Here is a 15,035-nt window from a genome sequence, read left to right as displayed (position 1 = left end):
GCGGGGCCGGCCGTCCCCCTCCCCCGTTCCCGACGTCGAGGAGACGCCACGCATGACCACCCCCAAGAAGATCGTCGTCACCGGCATCGGCGCCACGTCCCCCCTCGGCGGGACCGCCGAGGAGACCTGGCAGGCGCTCCTCCGCGGAGAGTCGGGCATCACCACGCTCGAGCAGGACTGGGTGGCGAAGTGGGACATCCCGGTCACGTTCGCCGGCCAGGCGAAGGTTCCCTCGTCCGAGGTCATGGCGCGCATCGAGACCAAGCGCCTCGACCCGTCCAGCCAGTTCGCCCTCACGGCGGCGCGCGAGGCGTGGGCCGACGCGGGCTCCCCCGAGGTCGACCCGCTGCGCTTCGCCGTCGACTGGGCCACCGGCATCGGCGGCGTGTGGACCCTGCTCGACGCGTGGGACACCCTCCGCGAGAAGGGCCCGCGTCGCGTCCTGCCCATGACGGTGCCGATGCTCATGCCCAACGGGCCGGCGGCCGCGGTCGGCATGGACCTCGGCGCGCGCGCCGGCATCCAGACCGTGGTCTCCGCCTGCGCGTCGAGCACCGAGTCGATCGCCAGCGCCTACGCGCACCTCCAGGCGGGCCGTGCCGACATCATCGTGGCCGGCGGCTCCGAGGCCTCCATCCACCCCCTGCCGATCGCCTCCTTCGCGGCGATGCAGGCCCTCTCGAAGCGCAACGACGACCCCGCGGGCGCCTCGCGTCCCTACGACATCTCGCGGGACGGCTTCGTCCTCGGCGAGGGCGGCGCGGCGCTCGTGCTGGAGACCGAGGAGCACGCCACGGCCCGCGGAGCGCGCATCTACGCGGAGCTCGTCGGCGGCGCGGTCACCAGCGACGCGTTCCACATCACGGCCCCGGATCCCGAGGGGACGGCGGCCGCGCGGGCCATGATCACGAGCATCGAGGGCGCGGGCTACTCGCGCTCCGACGTGTCGCACATCAACGTGCACGCGACCAGCACGCCCGTCGGCGACATCGCGGAGTACAAGGCGCTCGAGCGCGTGTTCGGCGAGGCCGTCCACGGCATCCCGGTGAGCGCCACGAAGGCCTCCACCGGGCACCTGCTCGGCGGCGCCGGCGCGATCGAGGCGGTGTTCACGGTGAAGGCGCTGGCCGAGCGCACCGCTCCCCCGACGATCAACCTCACCGAGCAGGATCCCGACATCAAGCTCGACGTGGTCACGTCGCCGCGGTCGCTGGGCGACGGCGACCTGCTCGCGATCAGCAACTCGTTCGGCTTCGGCGGCCACAACGCCGTCATCGCCTTCCGCAGCGTCTAGCCGGCGCGTCCACGAGGAGAGGTGCCGACCATCCGGTCGGGGCCTCTCCTCGTGCGTGCGGGGCCCCGGAGGCACCGGGCTTGCCCCGACGTGCGCCCCGGTCGTGCCTAGGTGGGGATGCCGGTGCGGGTCGGCGCCGCGGCGCCCCGCGTGAGGCCCTGCGTGCTCGGGGCCGGCTCCGCGACCGCGGCCGATGGACCCTGCAGGGTCTTGGCGTGCAGTCCGCTCGCGATCGCCACGGTCGCGAGGAGCAGGGTGAATCCGAACCCGCGGTCCTCCAACGGCGTGCCGAAGGGGATGTTGCAGAGCATCACGAGGAGCAGCCCCCACCACGCCGTCGTGGCGGGCGACGGGCCGATGGCGCGCGTCGCCTTCCAGATCGACCAGCCCATGGCCGCGATGAACGCCGCGACCGCCACCGTCCCGAGCCATCCCAGGCGCACGACCGTGAGGAGCGGGGTGTCGAGGGTGATGGGGATCGTGTAGCCGAGCCCCATGCCGAACACCGGGCTGCTGTCGATGAGGCTCGTGGCGACGACGTAGGCGTTCTGCCGGATCGCGTACGACTGGTCGGCGCCGCCCTCGCCGTTGAGGACGGTCAGCGAGGCCCGGATGCGGCTCTGCAGGAAGTCGGGGTCGGCGATCGCGACGGAGGCGACGATCGGGAAGACCAGGCCGCCCACGACGCCGCCGATCACGAGGAGGCCGAGCATCTTCCCCGGCGGCACGCGCATGCTCCGCTGGAGGCCCAGGACGGCGAAGACCGCCGCGAAGACGATGAGGTTGGTGCGCGTGCCGGTGACCAGCATCGCGATGGGGATGCCGACGACCGGCACCAGCCAGAGGATGCGGGCCAGGCGCTTCTCCGCGTGGAACACCATGACGAGGGCCAGCGCGAACGCGAACGACGGCAGCATGAGGCTGGAGAGGATGAACCGTCCGGACGAGAGCGCGGTGACGCCGCGCCTCTCCAACCAGTCGAAGGCGAACCCGATCGCCGCCACGAGGCCGAGGACGCCCACGAGGGGGTACGTGATGCGCGGGGGGATGTCGCGGCCGGCGTCCAGCCCGATGACCGGGCCCAGCACGATGAGGAGGTAGAAGATCGCCTGCCGGCCGAACGTGCCCAGGTCGGAGCCGGCGGGCGACGCCAGGTAGCTCAGGCTCACGATCGCCAGCAGGGCGAGCCCCACCCAGATCAGCGACTTGAAGTGGCGCGCGTAGGACGGGGGCGAGGCGATGAGCCGGCCGACGGAGACCGCGGCGCACAGGATGAGGAGCCCCGCGTAGACGATCTTGTTCGCGCTCAGGTCACCGCTGGAGCCGAGGACGAGCAGCCCGCCGACGACGACGAAGAGGAACCGGACCACCGAGTTGCGGACGATGAAGAAGAGGACGATGGGCGCCAGCCCGACCGCGGTCCCCACGAGGGGGTCCCGGGCGAGGAGGTAGGTCGACCCGAGGATCCACGCCGCGCAGGCGACGACGAGGGCCGGGCCCGACAGGCGGGCCAGCGCGGGGCGTTCGGTGGAGAGTCGTTCCCGCATGGTGTCGTCGCCGATCTCGCTGTGCTCGTCGCACGTCCGGTAGGGGGTGGTCCCGCGGAGCCGTCCGGTCGGATCGCGCTCCACGTGCCCCGAGCAGCGGCGGCGAGGCCCCCCGGTCTCATCACGTGGAACCTATCACGCACCGTCGGCGTCGCCGGGCTGCGCCGGGCGGGAGGAGTCGCCCGACGCGGCCCGGTCAGCCGACCTTGTGCAGCCAGACGACGGGACTGAAGTCGCTCGCGTGCCGGAAGGCCTCGAGCTCGTCGTCCCAGGCCTGGCCCATGGCCAGGCGCAGCTCGCGGTGGAGCTCCAGCGTGTTGGAGCCGGCGACGTCGAGCGCGTAGCGGATCCGGTCCTCGGGGATCACCGTGTTGCCGGCGGTGTCCGTCTGCGCGAAGAACACGCCGAGGTCGGGCGTGTGCATCCACCGGCCGCCGTCGCGACCGAGGCCGGCGTCCTCGGTGACCTCGTAGCGCAGGTGCTCCCACCCGCGGAGGCCGCTCGCGATGGCGGCACCGGATCCTGGCGGCCCCTCCCAGTAGTGCTCGGCGCGCATGGCGCCCTTGAGCACCGGCTGCGGGTCCCAGGTGAAGTTCACGGCGTGACCCAGCGCACGACCCGCTGCCCATTCGACATGGGGGCAGAGCGCGCGAGGAGAGGAGTGCACGTAGAGCACCCCTCGAGCCGGTCTTGAGTTGTCGACGGGCGCTTCCATGGGTCTCCTCCATCCGATCAGATGCGTCTTCCCCAACGATCTGCGTGCGATGGACGAGCTCCACACCTGTCGGTGCGGCCGGCGCGGACGCCGACGGTCCTCATCATGACGGGTGATCCTGGGGATCGGCAACATCGCGGGCGCGACGCGCCGGTGGGGACGCGTCGCGGCCGGATCAGGACCCTGCGGCGGCGGGTCCCGTCGGCGTGCATGCCGGGAATGCCTATGCTCCAGGAGGCGGCCCGCGGGGCCGGGGACGGGGGACGCATGTCGGTGCGGCACGCCCTCCTTGCGATCCTCACCGAGGGCACCTGCTACGGGTACCAGCTCCGGACGGAGTACACCGCCCGCACCGGGACCGCGGCGCCCCTCAACGTCGGCCAGATCTACAACACCCTCGACCGGCTCGAGCGCGACGGCCTGGTCGTGAAGGGCGCGACCGACGAGGCCGGGCACGTGCCGTACACGATCACGGACGCGGGCCGTGCCGACGTCGGCGCGTGGCTGGAGGCGACGATCGGGCCGCCGGCGACGCGCGACGAACTGCTCGTGAAGGTCGCCCTCGCGCTGTCCCTGCCGGGCGCGGACGCGGGCGCCCTGGTCCGGGCGCAGCGGGAGCGCACCCGCGCGGACGCCCGGGAGCTCGCGCTGTCGCGGGAGGCGGACGGCGCCGACGTCCCGCTCGCCGCCGCGCTGGCGGCCGACGCCCTGGAGGCCGCCCTGACCGCGCGCCTCGCGTGGCTCGACGCGGCCGAGCGGCGGATCCTCGACGCCGGTGCCGCGGGCGCACGCCCGACCGGCCTCGCCGCCGCCCCGCGTCGCGGTCGGCCCGTCCGCCGCGACGCGCGACCGTAGGCCGCGGCGGCCGGCGAGACCCGGGGGCTCAGTGCAGGAGGCCGCCGTCCTTGGCGAGCACGTTCTTCTCCCCCGCCTCGATGGGCACGGCGAAGCGGTTCTGCTTCGGCGGCATCGGGCAGTTGAAGTTGTAGCTGAACGCGCACGGCGGCAGGTAGGCGCGGTTGAAGTCGAGCGTGATCGTGCCGTCGGGCGACGGCGCCACCATCAGGAACCGGCCCACCCCGTAGGTCGACTCGCCGCTCGTGGCGTCGGAGAAGACGAGCAGGAGCGCGCGCCCCTCGCGGAACGCGGCGAGCGAGTAGTCGATGCCGTCCTTCGTGAACGTGATCTCCCCGGGGACCACCTTGTCCTTGGTCGCCCCGTCGTCCTTGAGGTGCTCGAAGCCCATGGCGCGTCCGCCCTCGATGGGCGTGAAGTCCGCCTTCACGACCCACTCCTCGGAGTAGGGGAACGCGTCGATCCCGCCGAAGTCGCGGATGGCCTCGGACCGTGCGTCCCAGACGCGGAGCGCGTAGGTGCTCTCCTCGCTCGCGATGACGAAGGCGGAGACCGTGTCGCTCGCGACCACGGCGGAGGGCGCCGCGTCGTCGCGGCCGCGGACGACGGCCTCCCCGTCCACGAGCACGCCGTCCACCACGAGGCCGTCCGCGGCGGAGGCCTGCACGCGCAGGCCCGACGCTCCGGGCTCGAGCGGCGACCAGGTGCCGGGGATGCCGTAGACGGGCTGCGGCGCCGCGTCGTGCGAGATCCACTGGGTGTTGACGAGGGCCAGGTTGCCCTGCGGGAGGACGACCATCTGCTCGCGGCGCGCGCGGAAGACCGCGAGGACCTGCGCCGGGTCGGTGGGCACGGGGGCGGCGGGGGCGACGGGATCGGTCATGCCCCCATCCTCGCCGCCCGGGGGTCGGCGGCCAAGTCGGCGCGGCCCGTCGCGGTCGTCGTCGGCGGGGTTCCCCCGGGCGGGAGGCGGGCGTACGGTCGGGGCATGAGCACAGACCACGAGAGCACCTCGACCGACGACGACGGCACGACGACGCACACGGAGGAGCACGTGGAGTCCTCCTCGGTCACCGAGGAGAGCGGGTCCTCGGACTCCACGCCCGACGGCTCGGGCAGCAACACCGCCGAGGGCGACGACCACGAGGGCGACGTCGGCTCCGGCGGCTGATCCTCCCCGCAGCATCCGATGCCCGGTCCCCCAGGGGGCCGGGCATCGTCGCGTCCGGAGGGCCGCGTCACTTGGCCTGGGCGTAGTCGTCGACCACCGCGATCGTCACGGGGAAGTCGACGGGGGCATCGCCGAAGAGCAGGCGCCCGGCCTCCGCGGCGGCCTCGGCGACGGCCGCCCGCACCTCGTCGACGCGGTCGTCGGGCGCGTGCACCATGACCTCGTCGTGCAGGAAGAAGACGAGGTGGGGACGGGATCCGGGTCGCTCCAGCGCCGCCAGCCGACGACGCAGGCCGGCGAGCCAGCTGAGCGCCCACTCGGCGGCGGTGCCCTGGACGACGAAGTTGCGGGTGAAGCGGCCCTGGTCGCGCGCCGAGGTGCGCGCGCGAGCGGCGTCCGCCGGCGACGCCTCGGCGCCCTGTCCGCGCTGTTGGACGTCGCGCCAGGCGTCGGCGGGCGGCGGCGAGGACCGGCCGAGCCGCGTGCTGACGATCCCGCCGCTCTCCCCCGCGCGCGCCGCCTGCTCCACGTACCCGGTGGCCCGCGGGTACGCGCGGACGAGGCGGGGCATCAGCCGGCCGCTCTCTCCCGACGTGGCCCCGTACATGGCGCCGAGCATCGCGACCTTGGCGTGGGCGCGGGTGTCGACGACGCCGGCGTCGACGAGCCCCTGGTACAGGTCGGTGCCCCGGCCGGCGTCGGCCATCGCGCGGTCCTCGGCGAGGGCGGCGAGGATCCGCGGCTCGAGCTGCGCGGCGTCGGCCACGACGAGGCGCCAGCCCGGGTCCGCCCGCACGGCCGAGCGGATCTGCCGGGGGAGCTGGAGCGCGCCGCCCCCGCTGGCCGCCCACCTGCCGGTGACCACGCCACCGGGCACGTAGCCGGGGTAAAATCGACCGTCGCGGATCCAGGTCTCCATCCACGTCCAGCCGTTGGCCGTGAGCAGGCGGGACAGCTTCTTGTGCTCGAGGAGGGGCGCGATGACCGGGTGGTCGATCTCCTGCAGCTCCCACTGGCGGGTGCTGGAGGCGTCGATGCCGGCGCGGCGGAGGGCGCGCAGCACCTCAGGCGGGCTGTCGACGTTGAGGTCCGGGGCACGGAGGACGTCGCGGATGCGCGCGGCGAGGCGCTGGAGGGCCGCCGGCGTGCCGCCCGCCGCCGGGCGCGGCCCGAGCGCCGCGACGAGGAGGGCGTCGTGCACGCCCGTGTCCCAGGGCAGGCCGTCGTGCTCCATCTCCGCGGCGACGAGGGCGCCGGCGGACTCGGCGGCCAGCAGCAGGCGCAGCCGACCGGGCGCGGCGCTGCCGGCGACGGCCTGGAGCTGGAGCCGGAGCTCGACGAGGAGCTCGTCGGCGGACCGGCCCTCGGCCGCGTCGAGGTCGTCGAAGAGGGTGGCGCCCTGCGCCGGGTCGCGAGCGATGCCGGCGGGGCGGTCCCACGGCCCGGGCGGCGTGCGCGCGAGGGCGCTGTCCGCGGTGAGGGTGGAGAGGCGGAGGATCGCGTGGCAGAGCCGCAGGTCGTGGCACCGCGCGACCCGGACGCCCGCGGCCAGGAGCGGGCGCGCCCACGTGCGCGTGTCGTCGAACACCCAGCGCGGCGGGTCGGCGGCGCGCTCGCGCTCGGCGGCGAGGCGCGGCCACGCGTCGGATCCGACGTCGCGCACGGCGACGACCTCGCCCGCCGCGTCGAGGTCGACGAGCCGCACGCCCTCGGGCGTCCTCGCGACCAGGATGTGCACTCCCCCATCATGGCGGCCGCCTCCGACGCCGCCGGCCGACCCCGCGCCGACGGTCCGGGGACGCGGCGTCACGCGACCCCTCCACGGCGTCACGCAGGGAAACACCCCCGCGAATGTCGCCGCATCCCCCTTTTGCGCCGCGGTACCCGCTAGGGTTGCTCACAAGTCGTCAGGTCCTCGGATCCGCCCGGTCCGCCGGAGTCGTGTCAGAGGGGCGGATGACCCGCGGTCCCGGGTCCCGGGATCGATGCATCTCTTTTTGAAGGAAATTTCGTCATGGCAACAGGCACCGTCAAGTGGTTCAACGCTGAAAAGGGCTTCGGCTTCATCGCTCCCGACAACGGAACCGCGGATGTGTTCGCTCACTACTCCGCTATCGCGACGGGCGGCTACAAGTCGCTCGACGAGAACCAGAAGGTGGAGTTCGAGGTCGCCCAGGGCCCCAAGGGTCCCCAGGCTGAGAACATCCGCCCGCTCTAACGCCACCCGCCCACCCTGGTGGGCGACGCACGCTGAGCTTCCGGGAACGGCTCCGACCATGCGGTCGGAGCCGTTCTCCCGTTAACGGACCATCCGCTCGTGCGAGAGCATGGGGCGTGCCCTCCTACCGCATCACCATGACCGTCGGGGCCCTGCGCGCGGGCGCGGATCCGAGCGCCGTCCTCCCCGCCGCGGCCCGTGTGGCCGCCGAGCGCGCGACGCTCGAGGCGAACGACATCCAGGTCGTGCGGGGCGAGCCGCGCCTCACCGTCCGCTTCACCGCCGACGACGACGACATGGCCGAGCGCGTCGCCGGAACCGTCCGGGCGCGGACCGCGGAGCTCGTGGACGTGCCCCGGGCGAGCATCACCCGCCGCGACGGCGGCACGTGGACGCGCATCTGACCCACCCGATCGCGGCCTCCGGTCCATGACCTCACGTCCGGTGAGGGTCGCGCCGCCGGGGATGCGGGGGTTCGCCTGTAGTCTCGGAACCTGGAGCCGATGACGCCTCAGGGGGATGCACCATCGGCTGGGGGGGACAGTGATCGGACAGAGGGCGACGCACGGACAGGACGCGCGCGAGACGGACCCGCGGTTGCATCCCGAGGAGCGCGCCGCGCGCGGCACCCGGCCCGACGCCGGACCCGTGACCGAGGCCGACGGCGTCCGCGCGAACGACTGGCGCCGCACCTACGCGATCGGCCTCGTCATCACCGACCTCCTCGTGCTCATCTGGGTCGTCTTCGGCGTGCAGATCGCCTGGTTCGGCGTCACGACGTCGGACGTCGCCTTCAACGGCGACTACGACGGCGTCACCGTCAGCTACTCCCTCATCTCCATCGTCATCGTCGCCTCCTGGATGCTCGCCCTCGGCCTCTACGGCACCCGCGGCTACCGCGTGCTCGGCACCGGGCCGCAGGAGTACCGGCTCATCCTCTCGGCCACGGTCCGGCTCTTCGGCATGGTCGCGATCGTGGCGTTCCTCGGCCGCATCGACTTCGCCCGCGGCTACATCATCATCGCCCTCCCCCTGGGCCTCGTGACCCTCGTGCTCAGCCGCTGGATGTGGCGGCAGTGGCTCAACGTGCAGCGGGCCAAGGGCCGCTACTCGTCCCGCGTGCTCCTCATCGGCTCCGAGGCGTCGACGGGCTTCCTCGCCCGGGAGCTCGCCCGCCAGCCGTACGCCGGCTACCTCGTGGTGGGGGCGTGCATCCCGTCGGGCGTCATCGCGGCGACGATCCCCGGCACCGGGATCCCCGTGCTCGGCAAGCTGGACGACCTCCCGGCCGCCATGCGCGCCGTCGACGCCGACACCATCGTCATCGCGAGCAACGACGAGCTCGCGCCGGAGCGGATCCGGGAGCTGAGCTGGTCGCTCGAGCCCGGCAGGCAGCACCTCGTGGTCGCGCCGAGCCTCACGGACATCGGGGGTCCGCGCATCCACACCCGCCCGGTCGCCGGCCTGCCGCTCATCCACGTGGAGACGCCGCGCTACGAGGGCACGAAGCTCTTCGCGAAGCGGGCGTTCGACATCGTGGCGAGCGTGCTCATCCTCGTGCTCGCGTCGCCGCTCTTCCTCGCCATCGCCGCGACGATCCGCCTGAGCACCCCCGGCCCCGTGCTGTTCCGGCAGGAGCGCGTCGGCATCAACGGGCGGCCGTTCCCGATGCTCAAGTTCCGCACCATGGCCACCGACGCGGAGGCGCGCCTGCTGGACCTGCAGAAGCAGGACAGGGACGCGGGGAACTCCGTCCTCTTCAAGATGAAGGACGACCCGCGGGTCACGCCGGTCGGCCGCTTCCTCCGCCGCTACAGCCTCGACGAGCTGATGCAGCTCGTCAACGTCCTCAACGGCACCATGTCGCTCGTCGGCCCGCGGCCGCCGCTCGCCCGCGAGGTGGAGGCGTACGAGACGAAGGTGCACCGCCGGTTCCTCGTGAAGCCGGGCATCACGGGGCTCTGGCAGGTCAGCGGCCGCTCGAACCTCTCGTGGGAGGACAGCGTCCGGCTCGACCTGTACTACGTGGAGAACTGGTCCATCGTGGGCGACCTCGTCATCCTCTGGAAGACCGCGCGGGCCGTGCTGCAGCGGGACGGGGCGTACTGAGGCGCGTGCGGCGCTCGACCTGACCGGCTCGTCGTCGGCACGCGCGGATGCCGGAGCCCGGGCATCAGGGGCCGCGCCGTCCGCGGACGGCACGTGAGCGGCGCCGACGCGCGAGGGCGAGGTCCTGCTCCCCCTCGCGTCGGCGGAGCCGGATCAGCGAGGTGCCGGCTCCCTCGGGCCCGCGACGCCGGCGATCCGGAGGTACGCGCGCGCCGTGGCGCCGATGCTGTACTCCTCACGGACGCGCGCGCTCGTCGTGACCGCTCGGGCGAGGGCGGCGGGATGGTCGTCGAGGACGGAACGGATGGCGGCGACCGCGGACGCGGCGTCGCCCGAGACGAAGGTCGCGGCGGGCACGTAGGACGGGAGGGTGGCCGCGACGTCCGCGCTGCAGACCACGGGCAACCCGACGGCCGCCGCCTCGAGCACGCCGATGCTGTGCGCCTCGCGGCTGGACGGGTGGAAGCAGAGGTCGGCGGCGGCGAGGTCGGCGCCGACGTCGCCCGAGGGCCCCGGGAGGAGGTCCTCATGGCCGTGCGCCCGCACGGTCTCCCAGAAGCGCGCGATCCGGGGATCGGACAGGAGCACCGGGCCCCTCCACGAGAACGCCACGCCCGGGTCCGCGAGGGCGAACCGGTCGACCACGTCGAGCCAGAGCTCGGGCTCCTTCTGGCTCGCCACGCGCGCCATGGTGATCACGCGCGGAGGGCGCGGCGTGCGTTCGGGCCTCCGCGGCAGGTCGCCGGAGATGCCGTTCGGGACGAGCACCGGACGGGGTCGGCCCGGGAAGTGCGCGGCGTACTCGTCGACCTGCTTCCGGCTCACCGCGACGACGGTCCGGGCCCGGGTCCGGCTGCGCGCCTCCGCCTGCCGGAGCAGGGTCGACGCGAAGTCGTCGGTGGCGCTGTGCAGCACGGACAGCAGCGGCGTCCGGCGCGGGGTCACGATCGCCGAGTAGAGGTTCGGGAGGGCGGAGTGGCTGACCACGAGGTCGGGGTCGACGTCGCGGATGACGCGCCGCAGCCGCAGCCCGCGGGCGACCTTCCCCGTCGAGGCCCCCTCCGGATCGAGGTAGGCCAGCTCGCTGGTGTGGCCGAGCCGCCGCCACTCCGCGGCGAGGCTGGCGACCAGCGTCTCGGCGCCGCCGATCTGCGGGCGGAGGAGGAGCTGCAGGATCCTCATGACGGGTCTCCCCCGCCGGTCCGCGCGCGTCCGGTGCGGGTGAGCAGCAGGAGGAGCAGGAGCATGCACGCCTGCGTGAGCAGGAAGGCGAACGCGGCGCCGACCGCGCCGTAGAGCGACGCCAGCACGGCGACCAGCCCGAGCTGGATGGCGACGAGGGAGAGCGTCACGAACGACACCGCCCTGTCCCGACCGAGGCTCTGGAGGAACACGGCGACGGGCTGGTTGACGATGGCGAACAGGGTGCCGAACGCGAGCACCCGGAGGACGGTGGCCGACTCCGCGTAGGCGTCCCCGACCAGGACGTCCACGAAGACCGGGGCGCCGATGATCACCACGACGCACGCGGCCAGCGCGGCGCCCGGGAGCCACAGCGCCCTCTTCACCTGCGGCCACGCCGCGCTCCACGACCGCGCGCGGGCGACGACGGGGACGGCGGCGGCCGCGAAGGCCGAGACCGCGAGGCCCATGGGCTGCGTCCACCGGTTGACGGCCCCGTAGATGCCCGCCGCGGCGGGGCCCGCGACGGCCGACATGATGGCGACGTCGAGGACCTGGGACGTGGCGGCCATCGAGCTCAGCCCGTAGAACCCGGATCCGCGCCACGGGTGGTGCCGGAGCTCCGGGGACACCAGGAGGCGACGGCGTCCCGGCATCTGCGACACCAGCAGCAGGGTGCCGCCGATGGAGCCGCAGACGAGCGCCAGCCACAGCGAGGCGGCGCCGTCCGCGCCGAGCAGCATCCCGCCGAAGAGGACGAGCATGCCGACGAGGCGGTCGACGACCAGGGACAGCGCGACGACGCCGATGCGCGAGTGCGCGCGGAGCGGGACCTGGGCCGTCTGCGAGATCAGCAGGAACATGGCTATCGGGGCGGCCGTCCACAGCCACGGGTTGGGCGAGAGGACGAGGAGGAGGACGCCGCCGATCGAGAAGGCCACCAGGGCGATCAGGGTCTTGGCCAGCGCACGGCGGGCGAGGTCGTGCGTGGTGAGCGCGCCCTTCGCCGTCTCGCGGATCCAGAGCGAGTTGGTGCCGAAGTCGAGGACGCCCACGGCGCTCGTGGCGATCGCGATGGCCGTGACGACCTGGCCGAACGCGGTGGGGCCGCTGACCCGCGCGGCGAAGAGGTAGATGAGCGCCGTGAGGATCTGCGCGAACGCGGTCGACGCGGCCAGGAAGGTGGCCTGCCGGCCGAGGCCGCCGGAGGGCGCGGGGGCGGGTGCGGCGTCCGTCACAGCAGCGCCGCCGTGAAGCGGGAGGTGCCCATGTCGGTCACCGCGGCGGGACGGTCGGCGCGGCGCGCGTCCGCCATGCCCGTCGCGATCGCGTCGACCGTGAGCGGGGTCCAGCTCGCGTGCGCGGGCACGGCCTCCGCGTCGCGCCGGAGGCTCGCGGCCCCCGACAGGAGCAGGCGCGTGCCGGACATGACGGCCTTGCCGAGGATGCCGCTCGGGCCCTCGTTCGAGTGCGCGAGGACGACGCAGTCCACCGCGCCGATGGCGGCGTCGAGCTCGACGTCCTCGAGCATCCGGTCGACCACGACCACGCGGGCTCCCCGCCGGCGGGCCTCCGCGAGGTGCGGCTCAGCCGCGGCGAGCTGGCCGTCGAACACGGCCCCGCCGACGAACAGGCCGACGCCCTCGTCGGCGACCCGCGCGAGGGCCTCAGCGACGAGGGGCAGGTTCTTGCGGGCGGTGATGGCGCCGACGACGCCGAACCACCGGCGATCCGCCCCCAGGTCCCACCGCTCGCGGAACGCGGCGACGTCCGCCGTCGTGGCGGCCAGCGTCACGGGATCCTGGGCGACGGGGAAGCGGGAGCGACCCGCCCACACGGACGACTTGAGGACCGTCACGGTGGTCGACCGGCGCAGTCCGGCGAGCGTCATCGTGGCGCGCTTCAGCCACTGGCGGGCGAGCGGGCGGAGCCGTTGGTCGCGGCGCAGCACCGGCTCGCGCATCACGAGCGCGGTGACGTGGGGCAGGTCCCTGCCGCGGCGCGTGACGAGCGACACGAGATGGCGGTCGCCGTCCGGGACGACGATGCGGCGCGCACCGAGCCGCCGCGCCACGACCGACGCGGAGGCGACGTCGGCCTGGGCGACCTCGACCGATCGGAAGGAGGTCGGGAGCCCGGCCAGGAACTCCGCCGCCTGCGGGCTGTCCATCTGCCCGGGACGGGTCACGAGCACCGGGCGTCCGCCTGCGGCGAGGATCGCGTCCGCGAGGAGGCGCACGTAGTAGAAGCGGTGGCCGTCGCCGTTCCCCTCGAGGACGAGGACGGGGGCGGCGTCGCCGGCGGCGGGCGGCGAGGGCCGGTCGGCGCTCATGCGCGGCGGTCCTCGGCGTGGAGGCCGCGGCGGTGGGGTGCGGCGCGCGGGATCAGCACGCGCGCCCGTGCCGTGCGGCGCGACGGATGCCCGTGGTGGCCGCCGTCCCGTGCGCGGACCCCGACGACAGCTCCCGACATGCCCACTCCCCCATGCGAATCCGTCCCCTCCCGACGTCGACCAGGAGGACGCGCCCCCTGCCCGGACCAGTATGCCGGACCCCGTGCGGGCGTCCGCCCCGCAGCGGCACCGGAGGCCGCGGTGCCGCGGTGCCGCTCCCCGGTGGCGGCTAGGCTCGTCGGAAGGGGGTGGCGCCGTCGTGATGACGCGCACCTGGTCCGGTCAGCGGACGAGCGGGCGGTCGGGTGGAGCCGAGGTCGCCGACACCCCCGATCGTCGATGGGGGGAGACGATGGACGACATCGTGCGCACGGGCCAGGCAGACGGGGGACGGTCGTGAACCGCCGGGTGGCGGTGACGCAGCCGTACGTCCCCGGCTATCGCGAGCGGCTCTGGTCCGCCGTGATCGACGAGCTCCGCGAGGCCGGCGTGGACTGCCGGGTCTTCTACGGCGGCGACCGGGAGCAGGAGCGGGACGTCGCGGCACGCGGCGACGGCATCGAGCCGGGCTGGGCCAGCCGCGTCGGCGTCCTGACGCTGCAGCCCGTGCGGTCCGTGCCGAAGTTCATGTTCCGGCGCCTCCCGCGCACGTGGCGCGGACGGGACGTGCTCCTCGTCACCGAGATGCAGGGCACGAACCTCAACGCGTGGCTGCGTGCCGGGCTGCGGCAGCCGTTCGTCACGCTCGGCCACGGCATCTCGGCGACGACGACCCAGTCCCCGCTCGCCGACGCGGCGGAGAACCTCCTCAACTCCCAGGCCACCCGCGCCCTGACCTACACGGAGACCGGTCGACGCCACGTGCTCGCCTCGACGCGGCTGCGCGAGGACCAGGTCTCGGCGTTCCGGAACTCCACGGACACGTCCCGGCTCCAGCGGGCGATGGACGACGTCACCCCGGCGGACACGGCGGCGTTCCGCGCGCGGCACGGCATGCCGGACGACGCGCGCGTGTCGCTCTTCCTCGGGGCCCTCAACCGCTTCAAGGCCGTCGACCTGCTGGTCGAGGCGGCCCGCATCGTCTTCGCGGCGGATCCCGCGCAGTGGCTCGTGGTCGCGGGCGACGGCGAGTCGCGCGAGCTGGTGGACCGGCTGGCGCGCGAGACGGGACGCGTCGTGCTCCTGGGGCAGTCGGGTCCCGCGGACTTCGCCCCGGCGGCTGCGATGTCCCACTCGCTCCTGAACCCGGGCCGGGTCGGCCTCGTGGCGGTGGACGCGCTCGTCATGGGCCTCCGGGTCGTGACGACCTCCGGTGCGGCGCACGCCCCCGAGTTCGAGTACCTGCGCCCCGGCGTCGACGTCGTCGAGGTCCCGCCGACCGCCGAGGCGTACGCCCGCGCGTGGATGGCCGAGGACGCGCCGGTGGATGCGCCGCCCGCGGACCACCCGACCATCGAGGCCGCCGCGCGCACCATCAGCGCGACCATCCTCGACGCGCTCGGACCCGCCTGACGGGAGGCCGGCGGGCCCCGCCCCGCCCGCGGGCACGCCG

14 protein-coding genes are annotated in these 15,035 nt (G+C 74.2%); 7 read left to right on the top strand and 7 right to left on the bottom strand.

Going from position 1 to position 15,035, the window contains the following annotated elements:
* Positions 1 to 52 precede the first annotated feature (52 nt).
* Complete coding sequence (locus FGG90_RS04195; RefSeq protein WP_094130101.1) at positions 53 to 1,294, top strand: beta-ketoacyl-[acyl-carrier-protein] synthase family protein; 1,242 nt, start codon at positions 53 to 55, stop codon at positions 1,292 to 1,294.
* 107 nt (positions 1,295 to 1,401) lie between these two features.
* On the opposite strand, the gene FGG90_RS04190 is transcribed toward FGG90_RS04195, so the two are convergent.
* On the bottom strand, positions 1,402 to 2,925 hold the full coding sequence (locus tag FGG90_RS04190) for an O-antigen ligase family protein (RefSeq protein ID WP_094130104.1): 1,524 nt from the start codon (positions 2,923 to 2,925) through the stop codon (positions 1,402 to 1,404).
* Positions 2,926 to 3,037: 112 nt separating this feature from the next.
* Positions 3,038 to 3,556 (bottom strand): DUF3145 domain-containing protein, encoded by a 519-nt coding sequence (locus FGG90_RS04185; protein WP_094130107.1) that lies wholly within the window; start codon positions 3,554 to 3,556, stop codon positions 3,038 to 3,040.
* Positions 3,557 to 3,823: 267 nt separating this feature from the next.
* Between FGG90_RS04185 and FGG90_RS04180 the strand changes: the two genes are divergently transcribed.
* Complete coding sequence (locus FGG90_RS04180; RefSeq protein WP_094130110.1) at positions 3,824 to 4,411, top strand: PadR family transcriptional regulator; 588 nt, start codon at positions 3,824 to 3,826, stop codon at positions 4,409 to 4,411.
* 28 nt (positions 4,412 to 4,439) lie between these two features.
* Here FGG90_RS04180 and FGG90_RS04175 read toward each other — a convergent pair whose 3' ends face one another.
* On the bottom strand, positions 4,440 to 5,294 hold the full coding sequence (locus tag FGG90_RS04175) for a DUF1684 domain-containing protein (RefSeq protein ID WP_094130113.1): 855 nt from the start codon (positions 5,292 to 5,294) through the stop codon (positions 4,440 to 4,442).
* A gap of 105 nt (positions 5,295 to 5,399) precedes the next feature.
* On the opposite strand from FGG90_RS04175, the gene FGG90_RS04170 reads away from it, so the two are divergent.
* Positions 5,400 to 5,582 carry a hypothetical protein gene (locus FGG90_RS04170; RefSeq protein WP_165771402.1) on the top strand — a complete coding sequence of 61 codons (183 nt, stop codon included), beginning with the start codon at positions 5,400 to 5,402 and terminating at the stop codon, positions 5,580 to 5,582.
* A 67-nt stretch (positions 5,583 to 5,649) separates the two neighbouring features.
* On the opposite strand, the gene FGG90_RS04165 is transcribed toward FGG90_RS04170, so the two are convergent.
* A complete protein-coding gene (locus FGG90_RS04165; protein ID WP_094130116.1) occupies positions 5,650 to 7,320 on the bottom strand; it encodes a bifunctional 3'-5' exonuclease/DNA polymerase in 1,671 nt (556 codons plus the stop codon).
* Between the two features lie 276 nt (positions 7,321 to 7,596).
* Here FGG90_RS04165 and FGG90_RS04160 point away from each other — a divergent pair, with 276 nt between their 5' ends.
* From FGG90_RS04160 to FGG90_RS04150, 3 genes are all read left to right on the top strand, one after another.
* The gene (locus FGG90_RS04160) at positions 7,597 to 7,800 is read left to right on the top strand and encodes a cold-shock protein (protein ID WP_012038298.1); all 204 of its coding nucleotides are present in this window, start codon (positions 7,597 to 7,599) and stop codon (positions 7,798 to 7,800) included.
* 116 nt (positions 7,801 to 7,916) lie between these two features.
* Entirely contained in the window at positions 7,917 to 8,204 is a 288-nt protein-coding gene (locus FGG90_RS04155; protein WP_094130118.1) for a hypothetical protein, read from the top strand.
* Between the two features lie 115 nt (positions 8,205 to 8,319).
* A complete protein-coding gene (locus FGG90_RS04150) occupies positions 8,320 to 9,909 on the top strand; it encodes a sugar transferase (protein WP_237583515.1) in 1,590 nt (529 codons plus the stop codon).
* A gap of 153 nt (positions 9,910 to 10,062) precedes the next feature.
* Here the strand turns inward: FGG90_RS04150 and FGG90_RS04145 are convergent, their stop codons facing one another.
* The 3 genes from FGG90_RS04145 to FGG90_RS04135 are packed head-to-tail and all read right to left on the bottom strand — an operon-like array spanning position 10,063 to position 13,423.
* The gene (locus FGG90_RS04145; protein ID WP_094130124.1) at positions 10,063 to 11,091 is read right to left on the bottom strand and encodes a glycosyltransferase family 4 protein; all 1,029 of its coding nucleotides are present in this window, start codon (positions 11,089 to 11,091) and stop codon (positions 10,063 to 10,065) included.
* Positions 11,088 to 12,329 (bottom strand): oligosaccharide flippase family protein, encoded by a 1,242-nt coding sequence (locus FGG90_RS04140; RefSeq protein ID WP_094130127.1) that lies wholly within the window; start codon positions 12,327 to 12,329, stop codon positions 11,088 to 11,090. Before FGG90_RS04140 ends, FGG90_RS04145 begins: the two co-directional genes overlap by 4 nt.
* Positions 12,326 to 13,423 (bottom strand): glycosyltransferase family protein, encoded by a 1,098-nt coding sequence (locus tag FGG90_RS04135; RefSeq protein ID WP_094130130.1) that lies wholly within the window; start codon positions 13,421 to 13,423, stop codon positions 12,326 to 12,328. Before FGG90_RS04135 ends, FGG90_RS04140 begins: the two co-directional genes overlap by 4 nt.
* Before the next feature lie 456 nt (positions 13,424 to 13,879).
* On the opposite strand from FGG90_RS04135, the gene FGG90_RS04130 reads away from it, so the two are divergent.
* Positions 13,880 to 14,995, top strand: coding sequence for a glycosyltransferase (locus FGG90_RS04130; RefSeq protein WP_094130133.1), 1,116 nt, complete (start codon positions 13,880 to 13,882; stop codon positions 14,993 to 14,995).
* The last annotated feature ends 40 nt before the right edge of the window (positions 14,996 to 15,035 follow it).

Source organism: Clavibacter michiganensis subsp. tessellarius (assembly GCF_021922985.1).
In the GTDB taxonomy this organism is placed as follows: Bacteria; Actinomycetota; Actinomycetes; order Actinomycetales; family Microbacteriaceae; genus Clavibacter; species Clavibacter tessellarius.
The sequence above is the reverse complement of the archived record's forward strand: the minus strand, read 5'-3'. Positions and strand labels throughout refer to the sequence as shown.

Coding starts and splice junctions, on each gene's coding strand:
- FGG90_RS04195 (WP_094130101.1), top strand. CDS start 53: ATGACCACCCCCAAGAAGATCGTCGTCACCGGCATCGGCGCCACGTCC.
- FGG90_RS04185 (WP_094130107.1), bottom strand. CDS start 3,556: ATGGAAGCGCCCGTCGACAACTCAAGACCGGCTCGAGGGGTGCTCTAC.
- FGG90_RS04180 (WP_094130110.1), top strand. CDS start 3,824: ATGTCGGTGCGGCACGCCCTCCTTGCGATCCTCACCGAGGGCACCTGC.
- FGG90_RS04175 (WP_094130113.1), bottom strand. CDS start 5,294: ATGACCGATCCCGTCGCCCCCGCCGCCCCCGTGCCCACCGACCCGGCG.
- FGG90_RS04170 (WP_165771402.1), top strand. CDS start 5,400: ATGAGCACAGACCACGAGAGCACCTCGACCGACGACGACGGCACGACG.
- FGG90_RS04160 (WP_012038298.1), top strand. CDS start 7,597: ATGGCAACAGGCACCGTCAAGTGGTTCAACGCTGAAAAGGGCTTCGGC.
- FGG90_RS04150 (WP_237583515.1), top strand. CDS start 8,320: ATGCACCATCGGCTGGGGGGGACAGTGATCGGACAGAGGGCGACGCAC.
- FGG90_RS04145 (WP_094130124.1), bottom strand. CDS start 11,091: ATGAGGATCCTGCAGCTCCTCCTCCGCCCGCAGATCGGCGGCGCCGAG.
- FGG90_RS04135 (WP_094130130.1), bottom strand. CDS start 13,423: ATGAGCGCCGACCGGCCCTCGCCGCCCGCCGCCGGCGACGCCGCCCCC.